Origin of the sequence: Aeromonas sp. 602200, from assembly GCF_049173895.1 — a bacterium.
GTDB lineage: Bacteria > Pseudomonadota > Gammaproteobacteria > Enterobacterales > Aeromonadaceae > Aeromonas > Aeromonas veronii_A.
In genome coordinates this window covers 1-15,485 of sequence record NZ_JAAKSL010000024.1, presented here as the reverse complement: position 1 = coordinate 15,485, position 15,485 = coordinate 1, and the positions used below count along the sequence as shown (strand labels likewise).

Here is a 15,485-nt window from a genome sequence, read left to right as displayed (position 1 = left end):
AAATTGTTTTTGATGCTCGATGCTGTGAGTGCCCACACAGATTGCTTGATTCAAATTGTTAAAGAGCGACGCAACAGCGTGTTGCTGCGGGAGTGGAATTCTACTCAACCGCCTTCTCGAGTCAAGCCTTATTTTCAAATGCTTTTCGAGGTTATCGACTTGGCTTTCTGCGTTGCCGCTTGCCCTGTCGATGGAGGCGCATTATAGGGATCTGGATCACGCTTGCAAGGGTGTTTTCGAATTAAATTCGCATTTTGGGTTCAACCGTTCACTAATCACCCAAAAAGCGCATTTATCCTGCAACAACACACCCGTTTGGCGAGCTCGCTATCCTCTAGATGGCGTGGCGGTGGTAGCAGATCAAGGTTGTGGCGATTTGGTCTCTCTACATCTATATGCATGGTGATCGAGGTCACGCCTTCGGGTAACATAGCGCCCCTTTGCGATTCACACACTCTTGGGCTTTGGAGAGTTTAATGCCTTTTGCACTTGGCCAGCGTTGGATTAGTGATACAGAGACGGATCTGGGGTTGGGGACTGTCGTTGCTGTTGAAGGACGCATGGTTACCCTGTTGTTTCCGGCTACCGGTGAAAACCGCATGTATGCCAAAGAAGAGGCGCCGGTCACCCGGGTCAGCTTCAATGTGGGCGATCAGATCACCAGTCACGAAGACTGGACCATGACGGTCGAAGAAGTGCAGGAGAAAGACGGCCTGCTTATATATGTAGGTGTGCGCACCGACAATAATGAGCCCGTTGCCCTCAAGGAAGTGTTTCTCAACAACTTTATCAAGTTCAACAAGCCGCAGGATCGCCTGTTCGCCGGTCAGATCGATCGGATGTCCCGTTTCACCCTGCGCTACGAGGCGCTGGTCAACCAGCACCAACGTCGTCGCAACCCGACTCGCGGTCTGGCCGGTGGTCGGGTCAGCCTGATCCCGCACCAGCTCTATATCGCTCATGAAGTGGGTCACCGCTACGCTCCGCGCGTACTGCTGGCCGATGAGGTGGGTCTGGGCAAGACCATCGAAGCGGGCATGATCATTCATCAGCAACTGCTCTCCGGCCGCGCCCATCGCGTACTCATTCTGCTGCCCGAAACCTTGCAGCACCAATGGCTGGTCGAAATGCTGCGCCGCTTCAACCTGCACTTCTCCCTGTTTGACGAGGAGCGCTGCATCGAGGCGTTTGCCGATGCGGAGAACCCCTTCGAGACCGAACAGCTGGTGATCTGCAGCCTCGACTTCCTGCGCAAGAAGCGCCGTCGCTTCGAGCAAGTGCTGGAAGCCGAATGGGATCTGCTGGTTGTCGACGAAGCGCACCATCTGGAGTGGAGTGAAGAGGCGCCGAGCCGTGCCTATGAGATGGTGGAAGCGCTGGCCGAACAGGTGCCGGGCGTGCTGCTGCTGACCGCAACCCCGGATCAGCTGGGTCACCAGAGCCACTTTGCCCGTCTGCGCCTGCTCGATCCCGAGCGTTTTTACGACTATGAGGCCTTCCTCGCCGAGGAGCAGGCCTATGGTCAGGTCGCCAGCGCAGCGCAAGAGCTGCTGGATGGCGAGACCCTGAGCGATGAAGCCAGACAGATCCTCGCCAGCCAGCTGGAAGGGCTGGACTTGAGCGATGCCGCCGCCCGCCAGCAGGCGGTCGCCAAGCTGCTGGACCAGCATGGCACCGGCCGGGTGCTGTTCCGCAACAGCCGCGCCAATATTCAGGGCTTCCCCGAGCGTCACCTCAACGTCTACCCCATGCCGCTGCCGGAGCAGTACAAGACAGCCATCAAGGTGATGGGCATGATGGGTGGCAACGGTGGCGATCTGCAGACCCGCGCCCTGCGCTACCTCTACCCCGAGAAGATCTTCCAGCAGTTCGAAGGCGACAACGCCACCTGGACCCAGTTTGACCCGCGCGTCGAATGGTTGCTGGAGCTGCTGCTCTCAGCCCGCCAGCAGAAGGTGCTGGTGATCTGCTCCGAAGCGGCGACCGCCATCGCGCTGGAAGAGGCGCTACGCACCCGTGAAGGGATCCGTGGTGCCGTGTTCCACGAAGGGATGTCGATCCTCGAGCGGGACAAGGCCTCCGCCTATTTCGCCCAGCAAGAGGGTGGCGCCCAGGTGCTGCTCTGCTCCGAGATCGGTTCAGAGGGTCGCAACTTCCAGTTTGCCAGCCATCTGGTGCTGTTCGATCTGCCCCTCAACCCGGATCTGCTGGAGCAGCGTATCGGCCGACTGGATCGTATCGGTCAGCAGAATACCGTCGAGATCCACGTTCCCTATCTGGAAGGGACTGCCCAGCGCGCCCTGCAGCTCTGGTATCACGATGGTCTGGACGCGTTCGAGCAGACCTGCCCAACTGCCCGCCCGGTATTCGAAGCGGTACGTGAGGAGCTGTTCGAGCTGCTGGCCGCCAACACCGGCGATCAGGCGGCCCTCGAGGCCCTGCTGGTCAAGACCCGCGAACTGCACGAGCCGCTCAAGGCACGGCTGGAGCAGGGCCGCGATCGCCTGCTGGAGATCCACTCCAGCGGTGGCGCAGCCGCCCAGCAGCTGGTCGACAAGCTGGCCGCCGAAGATGACGACACCGGCATGATCTCCTTCGCCCTCAAGATGTTCGACGAGATCGGCGTCAATCAGGATGACCGTGGCGAGAATGCGCTGGTACTGACCCCCGGGGATCACATGCTGGTCTCCAGCTTCCCGGGCCTGCCGCAAGACGGCATGACCATCACCTTCGATCGCAACACAGCCCTGTCGCGGGATGACATGGCGCTGCTCTCCTGGGATCACCCCATGATGCGCGGCGGTATCGACCTGATCCTGGGCTCCGAGATCGGTGCCACCTCGGTCGCACTGCTCAAGAACAAGGCGCTGCCCATCGGCTCCATCCTGCTTGAGCTGATCTTCGTTGCCGAGTCTGCGGCCCATCCCCAGCTCTACCGCTTCATGCCGCCGACGCCGATCCGTCTGCTGATGGACAAGAACGGCCAGAATCTGGGCGAGAAAGTGGCGTTCGATGCCTTCAACCGCCAGCTGACTCCGGTCAACCGCCACCTCGGCAGCAAGCTCGTGACTGCATCCCAACCGGTGATCCACGGTCTGATCGGCAAGGGCCAGGCCATTGCCGAAGAGCTGAAAGCCGGGATTGTCGACAAGGCCCGCGCCCAGATGGCGCAGACCCTGCAGCAGGATCTGGATCGTCTGGAAGCGCTCAAGTCGGTCAACCCGAACGTGCGCGACAGCGAACTGGATTATCTGCGCAATCTGCAGGCAGAATTGCACCACCTGATCGATCAGACCCAACTCAAGCTGGATGCCATCCGCTTTATCGTGGTTACCCATAACTGATGGGGGCTTGCCCCCACCTTCTGATGCGAGACATTTATGTTTGAATACTCACCGCCTCTGGAACCCTGGCTCGATATCCTGTTCAAGGACAAGGACATCATGGTGGTCAACAAGCCCACTGGCCTGCTAAGCGTCCCCGGGCGTGGGCCCGAGAATGAAGACAGCGTCCTGCATCGGGTGAAACAGCAGCACCCCAAGGCGGCGGCAGCTCATCGCCTCGACATGTCCACCACTGGCGTCATTGTCATTCCCCTCAATCCCAACTCTCATCGGGAGCTGAGCCGGCAATTTCGCGAGCGGGAGACCGAGAAGCACTACCTCGCCTGGGTGTGGGGCGAGCCGGAAGCAGAGTCGGGACAGGTTGACCTGCCGCTCTGCGTCGACTGGCCCAACCGCCCGAAGCAGAAGGTGGATCACGAGGAGGGGCGTCACGCTCTGACCCTGTGGGAAAAACTGAAAGTGGAGAACGGCAACAGCCTGATCAAGCTGACTCCCATCACAGGTCGCTCGCACCAGTTGCGCGTCCATATGCTGGAGCTGGGGCACCCGATCCTGGGTGACAACCTCTACGCCCATCCGGATGCGCTGGCGGCGGCACCGCACCTTTATCTGCATGCGGCCATGTTGACCATCAGTCACCCCCGTAGCGGCGAGCGGATGACCTTCGAGGCGCCGGCTCCTTTCTCGGTCTGATCCCGCAAATCGCAGAGATAAAAAAGCCCCCATCGCGAGATGGGGGCTTTTTCATTAGGGTCAGACGCGAATATCGATCTTGCTTCCCAAAGAAGCGCTGGCCGATGTCGGTGCAACCGGCGCTGATTGCGCTGCGTTTTGCAGCAGCTTCAGCGCAGCTTCGCCCTCTTGGGTCTGCTGTTTCTTGGCCAGACTGGCCGTCATCAGAGCAGAACCAAACGACGCATTTGCAGAACTTGATATATCCATAGGGTTCCTCCTGCACTCAACAGTATCGGCCAAGCGGCCCCGAACATAAGCACTGAATGCAAAACAATCTGAAAGTCGCTTTTCTATCAGTCAGATAGAAATTGCATTCATGGCCCCTGCTCACCGCTGGATGACGCCTTCAAGCTCCTGTGCCGTCATCGGCCGAAGCATCTTGCAAGGGTTGCCAGCCGCCACCACGTTGGCGGGCACATCTTTGGTCACCACCGAACCGGCACCGATGACGCTGTTGTCACCGATAGTGACGCCGGGACAGATGACGACGCTACCGCCGATCCAGACGTTGTGACCGATCCGTACAGGCTTGCCGAACTCGACACCCTTGATACGTGGCGCCACCGCCACCGGATGAGCGGCGGTGTAGATCTGCACCCCGGGCGCCAGCAGCACGTTGTCGCCGATATGCACCTCACAGACGTCGAGGATGGTGCAATTGACGTTGGCGTAGAAGTTCTCGCCGACGAAGATATTGGCGCCATAGTCGCAGAAGAACGGCGGATTGATGGCGCACTCATGGCCGCGACCACCGAGCAGCTCGTGCAGCAAAGCATCCCGCGCCGGTTTCTCCTGCCAGCAGGTGTTGAAGGTGTGATAAAGCCTTCGGCAGCGCTCACGTGCCGCTTTGAGCCCGGGATCGCCCGCGTCATAGGGCTCCCCCGCCACCATCTTCTGCCACTCGGTACCGCGCACCATCTTCTCCATTACCTACTACATCAGCCAGATCAGGGATTCATAAGGGCGCAGCATACCCGATTGCGGTCGGGCCGGGCTATCGGGGTAGTTGCCGAGCAGCAGCCGACCTTGCCCGCTTTGCAGCTCGGCAGGCAAGGCAAACTCCACCGGCTCGCCGTAGAAGTTGCTCACCACCAGCAGGGTCTGACCGTTGGCGCGACGGGCATAGGCCCAGATCTGCGGGTGCCCGGTCAGCAGCTCCTGATAATCCCCCTGAGTGAAGATGGGGTGCACCTTGCGAAGGGCGATAAGATCCCGATAGTGCCAAAACACCGAGTTCTGGTCGGCCAGCGCCGCCTCGGCGTTGATCTCGGGATAGTTGGCGGCAGGCTTGAGCCACGGATTGCCTGCCGTAAAACCGGCGTTCGGGGCGGCACTCCACTGCATCGGCGTGCGCGAGTTGTCGCGGGACTTGGCAGCGAGAATGGCGAGGATCTCGGCCTCGCTCATCCCTTCAGCCTGCTTGATGGCGAAGATGTTGCGGCTCTCCACATCCTGATAGTCATCGATGTGCTGATAGCCGGGGTTGGTCATGCCGATCTCCTCCCCCTGATAGATGTAGGGGGTGCCTTGCAGGCCGTGCAGCGTGCTGGCCAGCATCTTGGCGGCGACCACCCTATGCTCACCCTCATCGCCAAAACGGGAGACGATGCGCGGCTGATCGTGGTTGCACCAGAACAGCGCCGACCACCCCTTGCCATGCATGCCGCTCTGCCAGTGGTTGAAGATGCGCTTGAGTTCGAGGAAGTCGAACGGCGCCTTGGTCCACTTGTCGCCGTTGGGGTAATCCACCTTCAGATGGTGGAAGTTGAACACCATGGAGAGCTCTGAGCCATCGAGGGCGCCATAGCGCTGGCAGTGCTCCAGCGAAGTAGAGGACATCTCCCCCACCGTCATGGCGCCGACAGGAGCAAACACGTCGCAGCTCACATCCTGCAGGAATTCGTGGATGCGCGGCCCGTCGGTGTAGAAGCGGCGGCCATCGCCAATATCGTCGTTCGGGAAGGTCTGATCCTTGGAGATAAGGTTGATAACGTCGAGCCGGAACCCATCCACCCCCTTCTTGGCCCAGAAGTGAATGATGTTTTTCACCTCGGCGCGCACCGCCGGATTTTCCCAGTTGAGATCCGCCTGCTCGCGGGCAAACAGGTGCAGGTAGTACTGACCGGTGGCGGGATCCAGCTCCCAGGCGCTGCCACCAAACTTGGATTGCCAGTTGTTGGGTACGCCGCCATCCACCGGATCGCGCCAGATGTAGTAGTCGCGGTAGGGGCTGTTTTTATCCCCCAGCGCCGACTTGAACCAAGCGTGCTCGGTGGAGGTGTGGTTGACCACGATATCCATCACGATGCGGATATCGCGCGCATGGGCGGCGGCCAGCAGCGCCTCGAAATCTGCCATGGTGCCGTAGGCGGGATCGATGGCAAGGTAGTCGGCGATGTCGTATCCGTTGTCCACCTGCGGAGAAACATAAACCGGGGTCAGCCAGAGGGCATCGACGCCCAAGGTCTTGAGATAGTCGAGGCGGGCCATGATCCCCTTGAGATCGCCGGTGCCACGGGCAGCGGAGTCCTGAAAGCTCTTGGGGTAAATCTGGTAAATCACGGCACTCTGCCACCAGGGTGTTTGGCTCATGGGTCTTTCTCTTGTCTCGAATAGAAAATGGAGAGGGCGACCCGCGGGTCGCCCTGATAATCAGTGTCAGGCGCTGGCTTGGGTCAACTTGCCAGCGGCTTGCTGGCGCTTGTAGACCAGCAGGGTCAGCACCACCGGCACCACGATGGCGACCAGCATGGCGATGGCGAACACCGCCCAGTATTGCGGCTGGATGGAGAGGATGCCCGGCAGGCCGCCCACCCCGATGCCGTTGGCCATCACCCCGGCGAAACCGCAGATAAGGGCCGCAAGGCTGGATCCCACCATGGCGCACAACATGGGGAACTTGTACTTGAGGTTGATACCGTACATGGCCGGCTCGGTCACCCCGAGGTAGGCGGAAATGGCGGCAGGTACCGAGATCTCCCGCTCGTTCTCCTTGCGGCTAATCAAAATGATGCCGACGACCGCAGACGCCTGCGCAATGTTGGAGAGGGCGATAAGTGGCCAAATCGGGGTGCCACCCATGCTCTGCATCAATTGCAGATCCACCGCGTTGGTGGTGTGGTGGATACCGGTAATAACCAGCGGTGCGTAGAGGAAACCGAACAGGGCTGCACCGATGGGAGCGAAGGAGCCGGTCATGGCGGCCTTGGCAGCGAAACCAACGCCATCACCAATCCAGCGACCGAACGGGCCGATAAAGGCGTGGGCCACGATCACTGCCAGCAGCAGCGAGACAAACGGCACAATCACCAGATAGAGATAGGCCGGAATGATCCGCTTGAGGTTGGTCTCAACCCAAGCCAGGAAGACACCCGCCAGCAGCGCCGGAATGACCTGGGCCTGATAACCTACCTTCTGGATCACGAACAGGCCGAAGTCCCACACCTCGGGAGTCTGCTGACCAATGCCATAGGCGTTCATCAACTGCGGTGACACCAGCGTCACCCCCAGCACGATACCGAGGATCTCGGAGCCGCCCATCTTCTTCACTGCAGACCAGCAGACGCCGACCGGCAGGAAGTGGAAAATCGCCTCGCCCAGCAGCCAGAGGAAGGCGTGTACCTGAGCCCAGAACTGGCTGATCTCGGTGAGGGTATGAGTGCCATCGTCGAACATCTTGATGTCGCCGATGACGTTGCGAAAGCCCAGGATCAGACCGCCGGTGATGATGGCGGGCAGCAGCGGCACGAAGATCTCCGCCAGATGGGAGATGCCCCGCTCCAGCGGGTTCATGTTCTGGCGTGCCGCCTGCTTGGCGGTCTCCTTGCTGCCACCTCTGACGCCGAGCTGTTCGGTCAGCGCCTTGTACCACTGCTCTACCTCGTTGCCGATCACCACCTGGAATTGACCGCCCTGGGTGAAGCTTCCCTTCACTGCCGGAATGGTTTCGATGGCCTTGCTGTCGGCCTTGGCCGGATCGTTCAGGACGAAGCGCAACCGGGTCAGGCAGTGGCTGACGGTGGCGATGTTCTCCTTGCCGCCGATCTTATCGATCAGGGTGGCAAGCTGCTGTGCGTTGATCTTGGACATGGGTCTTCCCTCTGTGACGCCATTGAATAGTGGTCTGTATCGCCCTTTTGAGCCAGTCTGTCGGCCGGAGCGTTTTTGGTATCGTTCCCATTTAGCATGCCGACAATCTGGCCAGATCAAAATGGGAACGTTCCCAATTCGTGGCGAGCGTCACAAAAAGCGCACTTTTTGTTCAGTCGGAAGTGATGGGGCTCACAGGGTTCGACAGGGGGCGATTGTCACCAGCGGAGGCTGATCCTGCTCAATCTGACCGAGCAGCTGACGCGCCGCCTGCTCCCCTGCCCCCTTGTAGCCAAGATCGAGACTGAGGGCATTGGGGAAGAGGAAACTGAGCATGGGGTTGTTGCCAAGGCCGGTCACCAGCACCTCGCTACGCCCTTGTTCTTGCAGGTATTTTGCCGCACCGATGGCGAGGGTGTCGCTGGCGCAGACCAGCGCCTGGGTGGAGGGGGTAAGCAGCTCGGCCGCCAGCCGGTAGCCGCTCTGCAGGCTGAGATCACCGAGGGCGCTACGCGGGCGCAACCCCTGCTCTGCGCAGTAAGCGAGATAGGCGTCGAGGCGGCGTTGGCCGGTGGTGAGATCCGAGGCATCCACCCCCAGATAGGCGATGTCGCGGGCGCCACGGCTTGCCAGCTGCGCCAGCATGGTGCGCACCGCACCGGCGTCGTCGAAGCAGACCGAGGAGAAACCGGGATATTCACGAGCGACCAGCACCAGCTTCTCTTTCAGCGGCGCCATGGCGGCATAGTCCAAGTTATTGAAGGCGAACAGGATAATGCCATCCACCCCGCGCCGCTCCAGCACCGCCAGATGCTCCTGTACCTTGGCGGGGGAGAACTTGCTCTCCATCAGCACAGCATCGTAGCCACGCAGGTAGAGGGTCTCCAGCATGCCGCGCACCGCCTGATTCTCCGAGCTGGAGTCGAGCCGCGAGACGATGATCCCCACCACCTGCTGGCTCTGGCTGCGCATGGCCCGCGCCGATTTGCTCGGCACGAAGCCGTGTTCGGCGATGATCTGCTCCACCCGCTCGCGGGTCTCCTGCTTCACCTTGGGATCCTGATTGAGCACCCGGGAGACGGTCGACTTGCCGACGCCGCTAAGTCTGGCGATATCGAGAATGGTCAGTTTCTTGTCCATGAATTGGCTCACAGGAGGCTAGGCGGTGGAATTGCCCACATTGTTGTGATTAACCCCTGTGAATACAAGCCCATGGCGTTAGAATGCCCTTTTTGCCCCGCCGTCAGGGTGTGTGGGCACAGCACAGGATGCCCATCATGGATCTGCTGGCCAGTCTGCTCTTCTCCCTCTCCATCACAGGCCCCATCTGCGTGGTGCTGCTGCTCGGCATCTTGCTCAAGCGGCTGGGGCTGCTGCCGGATCCCTTTACCGAATCCGCCTCGCGGCTAGTGTTTCAGGTCACCCTGCCCGCTCTGCTCTTTCTCAGTATTCTCGGTACCAACTTCGCCACCATGCCGAGCTTCTGGTTTATCGGTTACGGCCTGCTCGCCACCGTTATCAGCTATCTGGTGCTGGAACTGCTGGCCGGACGTTTTATCGGGGAGCAGCGACTGCGCGGCATCTTCGTGCAGGGGAGCTTTCGCGGCAACAGCGCCATTATCGGGCTCGCCTATGTGCAAAACGCCTATGGCCACGAAGGGTTGGGGGCGGCGGCCTTCTATGTCGGTGCGGTGACCGTGCTCTACAACATTCTCGCGGTGATCACCCTCACCCGCAGTCTCGGCGGCGCCACCGGCATTCGCCCCATCCTGCTCGGCATCATCAAGAATCCGCTGATCATCGCCATTGTGGTGGCGCTGCCGTTTACCCTGCTCGGTATCAAGATGCCGCAACTGCTGCTCACCACCGGCAGCTACTTCGCCAACATGACGTTGCCGCTGGCGCTGCTCTGCACCGGCGCCTCTCTCAGCCTCGATGCCCTGCGTGGTGGCGCAGCCATTGCAGGCTGGGCCAGCATCATGCGGCTCTGTCTCATTCCGGCTGCGTTCACTCTTGGGGCTGCCCTGCTCGGCTTCAGCCATCTGGAGCTGGGTATTCTGTTTCTCATCAGCGCTACCCCGACTGCCGCAGCCAGCTATGTGATGACCCGCGCCATGGGGGGCGACAGCGTGCTGGCCGCAAACATCATCGCCACCACCACCCTCGGTTCGCTGATCACTACCAGCCTCGGGGCAACTCTGATGAATTACCTAGGGTTGATGTACTGACAGCTTGACCTTGCCGGAGGCGGCAGCTTTAGGCTGGCGCTCATCAACAGAGGAGATATCCCATGACCATCGAACTCACAGTGTCCGGCATGTCCTGCGGTGGCTGCGCCGCCAGTCTGCAAAAAGCCCTGCTGGCCCAGCCTGCAGTCACCACCGCAACCGTCGATTTCACCAGCAGCAAGGCCGTCATCGAGAGTGCGCTGAGCAAGGCCGAGCTGATCGCCCTGATCGAAGCCAAGGGTTTCTCTGCGAGTTAAATTATCTCCATAGAGGTATAAAACAGGTTAAAAATCTGTACTCACCTGTCTTTTGGTGAGTTTTATCACAGACCCGGGTTATTAAACGGGCAAACTTGCTGCGATTATTCCAACATAAGGATTTGCAGCATGACCCTACCGATCCGCAAGACCCTGCTCGCCGCCGTCGTCGGCCTGACCCTCTCCCCCATGGCAATGGCCCTGCCCAACGTCCATATTCTGGCAACCGGCGGCACCATCGCCGGAGCTGGCCAGTCGGCTACCCAGTCCAACTACGAGGCTGGCAAGGTGGCCATCGAAACCCTGATCGCCGCCGTGCCCGAGATGAAGAACGTGGCCGATGTGCAGGGTGAACAGGTGGTGAAGATCGGCTCCCAGGACATGAACGACGAGGTGTGGCTCAAGCTGGCCAAGCGGGTCAACGAGCTGCTGGCCAAGGATGACGTGGATGGCATCGTCATTACCCACGGCACCGACACCATGGAAGAGACCGCCTACTTCCTCAACCTGACCGTCAAGAGCGACAAGCCGGTAGTGCTGGTTGGCGCCATGCGCCCCTCCACCGCCATGAGTGCCGATGGCCCGCTCAACCTCTACAACGCCGTGGTGACCGCCTCCGACCCCGCCTCCAAGGGCCGTGGCGTCATGGTGGCGATGAACGACACAGTGCTCGATGCCCGCGACGTCACCAAGACCAACACCACCGGCGTGCAGACCTTTGCTTCTCCCAACTTTGGCCCGCTGGGTTACATCCACAACGGCAAGATCGACTATCAGCGCAGCCCGGCCCGTCTGCACACCAGCAAGACCCCGTTTGACGTGAGCAAGCTCGACAAGCTGCCGCAAGTGGGCATCGTCTACAGCTACGCCAACGCTACCGACTTGCCGGCCAAGGCGATGGTGGATGCCAAGTTTGACGGCATCGTCAGCGCCGGGGTGGGTAACGGCAACCTCTACCACACCCTGTTCGATACCCTGGCCAAGGCGAGCAAAGACGGCATCCGGGTAGTGCGCTCCGCCCGCGTACCGACCGGCGCCACCACCCTGGATGCCGAGATCGATGATGCCAAGTACGGCTTCGTGGCCTCCGGCACTCTCAACCCGCAGAAAGCGCGGGTGCTGCTGATGCTCTCCCTGACCCAGAGCAAGGATCCAGCCCAGATCCAGCGTTGGTTCCAGCAGTTCTGATAACGGTTGTCTGACAAGTGACAAGTAAGGGCGGGACTTCCCGCCCTTTTCCATCCTGCATGCAATGCCACTTCGCCAAGCACCCGCCTCACCCATTACGTCGTTTGGCGAGGTCATCCTTCCCTTTTCCGACCATCTTTTTCGGCCACCGCAGAGCGCTGTCATCAAATTAGCGAGCCGGATCACCCGCTTTCACAAGCGCATCGCCGCCAAATTCATTACACTGCCAGCGATCTTATCTACTCAAGAGGTGCTGTTGCTGTATGGAAATATTGATCCTGCTGGGATTGATTTTGCTTAATGGCGTCTTCGCCATGTCAGAAATCGCCATCGTCACCGCACGCAAGGCGCGCCTCGGCAAACTTGCCAATGAAGGCAACCGCTCCGCCGCCATCGCCCTCAAACTGGGTGAAGACCCGACCCATTTTCTCTCTGCCGTCCAAATCGGCATCACCAGCATCGGCCTGCTCAACGGTATCTACGGCGAATCGCTACTGGCCCAGCCCTTCTCGCTCTGGTTGCAGGAGTGGGGGCTCTCTGCCAAAAGCAGCGGCCTGATCGCCACCGTCATCGTGGTAGTGGTGGTCACGTACCTCTCCATCGTGGTGGGGGAGCTGGTGCCCAAGCGCCTTGGCCAACTCAATGCCGAGCGCATCGCCTGCCTGGTGGCCCGCCCGATGCACTGGCTCGCCACCCTGACTCGCCCCTTCGTCTGGCTGCTGTCGGCCTCTACCAATGCCAGCCTGCGGCTGCTGCGGGTCAACCAGAACGGCAGCGCCAACGTTACCGAGGAGGAGATCCACGCCATGCTGGTGGAGGGCTCTGAAGCCGGGGTGATCGAGGATCATGAACACACCATGCTGCGCAACGTCTTCCGTCTCGACGAGCGCAGCCTCTCCTCCCTGATGGTGCCACGCAGCGATATCCGCTATCTGGATCTGGCGCTGCCGCTGGAGACCAACCTGCAGCGACTGGTGGAGTATCGCCACAGCTATTTTCCGGTCTGCGACGGCAACCTGTCAGAATTGGTGGGTATCATCAATGTCAGCAAGGTGCTGCACGCCTATATCAAGGGGGAGCCCATCGATCTGGCTGCCCTGACCCAGGAGGGCAGCCTGCTGCCCGAGACCCTCAACGGCGTCGAACTGCTCAACCACTTCCGCACCCACAGCGAACAGATGGCGCTGGTGGTTGACGAGTATGGCGAGCTGCAGGGGCTGGTCACCCAGCAGGATCTGCTGGAGGCACTGGCGGGGGATTTCCAGCAGGAGGATGGCGAGGACAACTGGGCCTTCCGGCGCGCCGACGGCAGCTGGCTGCTCGATGGCCTGATCCCGCTGCCAGAGTTGAAGGATTGTCTGGAGCTGGTTCGTCTGCCTGAAGAAGAAAAACATCACTATCACACCCTCGGAGGGCTTATCATGCTGCTCCTTGGTCGTGTTCCACAAACCGGAGATCTGGTGACACTGGAACAGTGGCAACTGGAAATTGTTGACATGGATGGCCTGCGCATCGACAAGGTGCTAGCCATGCCCTTGACCGATCAACCCAGCTAACCTGCGGAGTTTGCAAGTATGGAGCAGTTTTACCAACTGGCTCACGCCTTTATGAATCACGATCTGAACACACTTTCCGATCCCAAGATGGCCTTCATGATCTGTGGTGTGATTCTGACGTTTCTGGTACTGGAAAACGGATTCATCCCTACCGCCTTTCTGCCCGGTGACAGCCTGCTGATCCTCACCGGCGTGCTCATCTATCAGGATGTGTTGTCTCTCGGGGTGATCCCGCTGTTGATCATGGCTACCTTTGTCGGCACCTGGCTCGGTTACATGCAGGGGCGCTTTCTCGGCCACACCCAGCTCTACCATCGGCTGATGTCCCATGTGGAAGAGCGACACCAGCAGAAGGTCTACCACCTGCTGGACAAGTACGGGATCATCACCCTGATCACCGCGCGCTATATCGCCTTCGTGCGCACCGCCTACCCCTATATCGTGGGAGCTACCGAGCTGCCGCAGGGGCGCTTCCTCATCGTCAATCTGATCAGCTCCATCATGTGGATCTGCCCGCTGGTCGGGTTTGGCTACTACCTGAGCCACACCAAGCTGGCCGCCGAATACCAGACCCAGTTCTTCAACATCATCATCTATCTGCCGGTGGCCCTGCTGGTGGGTGGCATGGTGGCGCTGGTCTGGCGCTGGATCAGCAAACGCAGGGCTGCGCAGCCGCGGGATTGACCCCTCGCCCAACGCCCGACCCGAAAGCCCTCACCAGAGGGCTTTTTTGATCGCCAATTTTGCGCAAATAACAGAAATAGTCCCGCTCGGCCCTTGTAAAGCCGGGGTAAAAATGAGTGAATCTAGCGCCTTTTTTTGGATGGGAACGGAGTCGGTTGTATGTGGTGTCGGATTCGCGCAGCAGCGCTGGTTGTCGGGTTGATGGGAATACTGGGATTGCCTGCGGTCAGCGCGGCACCCAACCCTGCCAAACTGGAAGTACGCTCGAGCAGCGCCCTGGTCGTGGATGTAAAAACGGGCAAGACGCTCTACCAGAAGAATGCCACCAAGGTACGTCCCATCGCCTCCCTCACCAAGCTGATGACAGCGCTGGTGGTGCTGGATGCCAAACAGAATCTCAACCAGACCATCACGGTCGACAAGAACGATCTGGATCGGGTCAAACACACCCATTCCCGCATCCGCATGGGCACCAAGGTAACCCGCCGCGACGCCCTGCATCTGGCGCTGATGTCCTCCGAAAACCGGATGGCCTCGGCACTGGCGCGTCACTATCCGGGCGGTCGCAGCGCCTTCGTGCGAGCCATGAACAACAAGGCCAGACAGCTGGGTATGCGTAATACCCACTTCTACGACTCCACCGGCCTCTCCACCCGCAACGTCTCCACCGCCCAGGATCTCGGCAAGCTGGCCGCCGCCGCCTATCGTCAGCCGCTGATCCGTCAGTTCACTCAGGATGAGAACCGGGAGATGCGCTTCAGCGCCCCCGCCTACAGCCTGATGTTCAACAACACCAACCCGCTGGTGAAAAACCCGGATTGGGACGTGCGCCTCTCCAAGACCGGCTTCACTGACGAAGCGGGGCGCTGTCTGGTAATGCGCGCCAAACCGGACAGCCGCGAGCTAGCCATCGTGCTGCTCAACTCGGTGGGCAAACGTACCCCCATCGGCGATGCCAACCGCATTCGCAAATGGTTGAAAAGCTGAGTAAATATCTCGACACAAAAGGATGCTGCGGCATCCTTTTTTATTGCCCGCAAAACGCCTCTGCAGGCCTTGCAGGATGTTGATAGCCAAACCCTGAATGATGAGCTGCGCGGCATCTGCCGTTGCAACAGCAGGCATACAGCGCGCCTATAGATGAGGTAAAGGGTGGTGAGGGGTTGCACCGTTCAGAAGATCGCGACGCAATAACAGAAGGGGGTCTGAAAGAGGACAAGAACAGACTGGAAGGCCATCCAGCCGCTATAACGCGAAAACGAATCTGCACCAAAAAGCTAAATGTCGCCCATAAAAAAACAGCCCCGACCGAAGTCGAGGCTGTCTGTATGGTGCGCCCGAGAGGATTCGAACCTCTGACCACCTGGTTCGTAGCCAGGTACTCTATCCAGCTGAGCTACGGGC

The 15,485-nt window shown here is 59.9% G+C and carries 14 protein-coding genes; 9 read left to right on the top strand and 5 right to left on the bottom strand.

Features of this window, described 5'->3' with window-relative positions:
- The 3 genes from G5221_RS20060 to rluA form a co-directional block, all read left to right on the top strand.
- Positions 1 to 207, top strand: a 207-nt coding sequence (locus tag G5221_RS20060) for a hypothetical protein (protein ID WP_421263783.1), incomplete at its 5' end; no start/stop codon positions are given.
- A gap of 269 nt (positions 208 to 476) precedes the next feature.
- Positions 477 to 3,344, top strand: coding sequence for an RNA polymerase-associated protein RapA (rapA, locus tag G5221_RS20055; protein WP_421263782.1), 2,868 nt, complete (start codon positions 477 to 479; stop codon positions 3,342 to 3,344).
- A gap of 36 nt (positions 3,345 to 3,380) precedes the next feature.
- The gene (rluA, locus tag G5221_RS20050) at positions 3,381 to 4,037 is read left to right on the top strand and encodes a bifunctional tRNA pseudouridine(32) synthase/23S rRNA pseudouridine(746) synthase RluA (protein ID WP_421223951.1); all 657 of its coding nucleotides are present in this window, start codon (positions 3,381 to 3,383) and stop codon (positions 4,035 to 4,037) included.
- Between the two features lie 60 nt (positions 4,038 to 4,097).
- Here rluA and G5221_RS20045 read toward each other — a convergent pair whose 3' ends face one another.
- The 5 genes from G5221_RS20045 to treR form a co-directional block, all read right to left on the bottom strand.
- A complete protein-coding gene (locus G5221_RS20045) occupies positions 4,098 to 4,286 on the bottom strand; it encodes a hypothetical protein (protein ID WP_005336040.1) in 189 nt (62 codons plus the stop codon).
- Positions 4,287 to 4,406: 120 nt separating this feature from the next.
- A complete protein-coding gene (locus tag G5221_RS20040) occupies positions 4,407 to 5,006 on the bottom strand; it encodes a sugar O-acetyltransferase (protein ID WP_421223933.1) in 600 nt (199 codons plus the stop codon).
- 6 nt (positions 5,007 to 5,012) lie between these two features.
- Complete coding sequence (gene treC, locus G5221_RS20035) at positions 5,013 to 6,671, bottom strand: alpha,alpha-phosphotrehalase (protein ID WP_421223935.1); 1,659 nt, start codon at positions 6,669 to 6,671, stop codon at positions 5,013 to 5,015.
- A gap of 66 nt (positions 6,672 to 6,737) precedes the next feature.
- The gene (gene treB / locus G5221_RS20030) at positions 6,738 to 8,168 is read right to left on the bottom strand and encodes a PTS trehalose transporter subunit IIBC (RefSeq protein ID WP_421263781.1); all 1,431 of its coding nucleotides are present in this window, start codon (positions 8,166 to 8,168) and stop codon (positions 6,738 to 6,740) included.
- Positions 8,169 to 8,360: 192 nt separating this feature from the next.
- A complete protein-coding gene (treR, locus tag G5221_RS20025; RefSeq protein WP_421263780.1) occupies positions 8,361 to 9,308 on the bottom strand; it encodes a trehalose operon repressor TreR in 948 nt (315 codons plus the stop codon).
- 137 nt (positions 9,309 to 9,445) lie between these two features.
- Between treR and G5221_RS20020 the strand changes: the two genes are divergently transcribed.
- From G5221_RS20020 to pbpG, 6 genes are all read left to right on the top strand, one after another.
- Entirely contained in the window at positions 9,446 to 10,396 is a 951-nt protein-coding gene (locus G5221_RS20020) for an AEC family transporter (protein ID WP_421263779.1), read from the top strand.
- A gap of 62 nt (positions 10,397 to 10,458) precedes the next feature.
- A complete protein-coding gene (locus G5221_RS20015; RefSeq protein WP_421263778.1) occupies positions 10,459 to 10,653 on the top strand; it encodes a heavy-metal-associated domain-containing protein in 195 nt (64 codons plus the stop codon).
- Between the two features lie 129 nt (positions 10,654 to 10,782).
- Positions 10,783 to 11,841, top strand: coding sequence for an L-asparaginase 2 (gene ansB / locus G5221_RS20010; RefSeq protein ID WP_005348754.1), 1,059 nt, complete (start codon positions 10,783 to 10,785; stop codon positions 11,839 to 11,841).
- A gap of 263 nt (positions 11,842 to 12,104) precedes the next feature.
- A complete protein-coding gene (locus G5221_RS20005; RefSeq protein WP_421263777.1) occupies positions 12,105 to 13,397 on the top strand; it encodes a hemolysin family protein in 1,293 nt (430 codons plus the stop codon).
- Positions 13,398 to 13,415: 18 nt separating this feature from the next.
- Positions 13,416 to 14,081, top strand: a complete 666-nt coding sequence (locus tag G5221_RS20000; RefSeq protein WP_005343012.1) for a DedA family protein — start codon at positions 13,416 to 13,418, stop codon at positions 14,079 to 14,081.
- 159 nt (positions 14,082 to 14,240) lie between these two features.
- A complete protein-coding gene (gene pbpG / locus G5221_RS19995) occupies positions 14,241 to 15,068 on the top strand; it encodes a D-alanyl-D-alanine endopeptidase (RefSeq protein ID WP_005343009.1) in 828 nt (275 codons plus the stop codon).
- Positions 15,069 to 15,485: the final 417 nt, after the last annotated feature.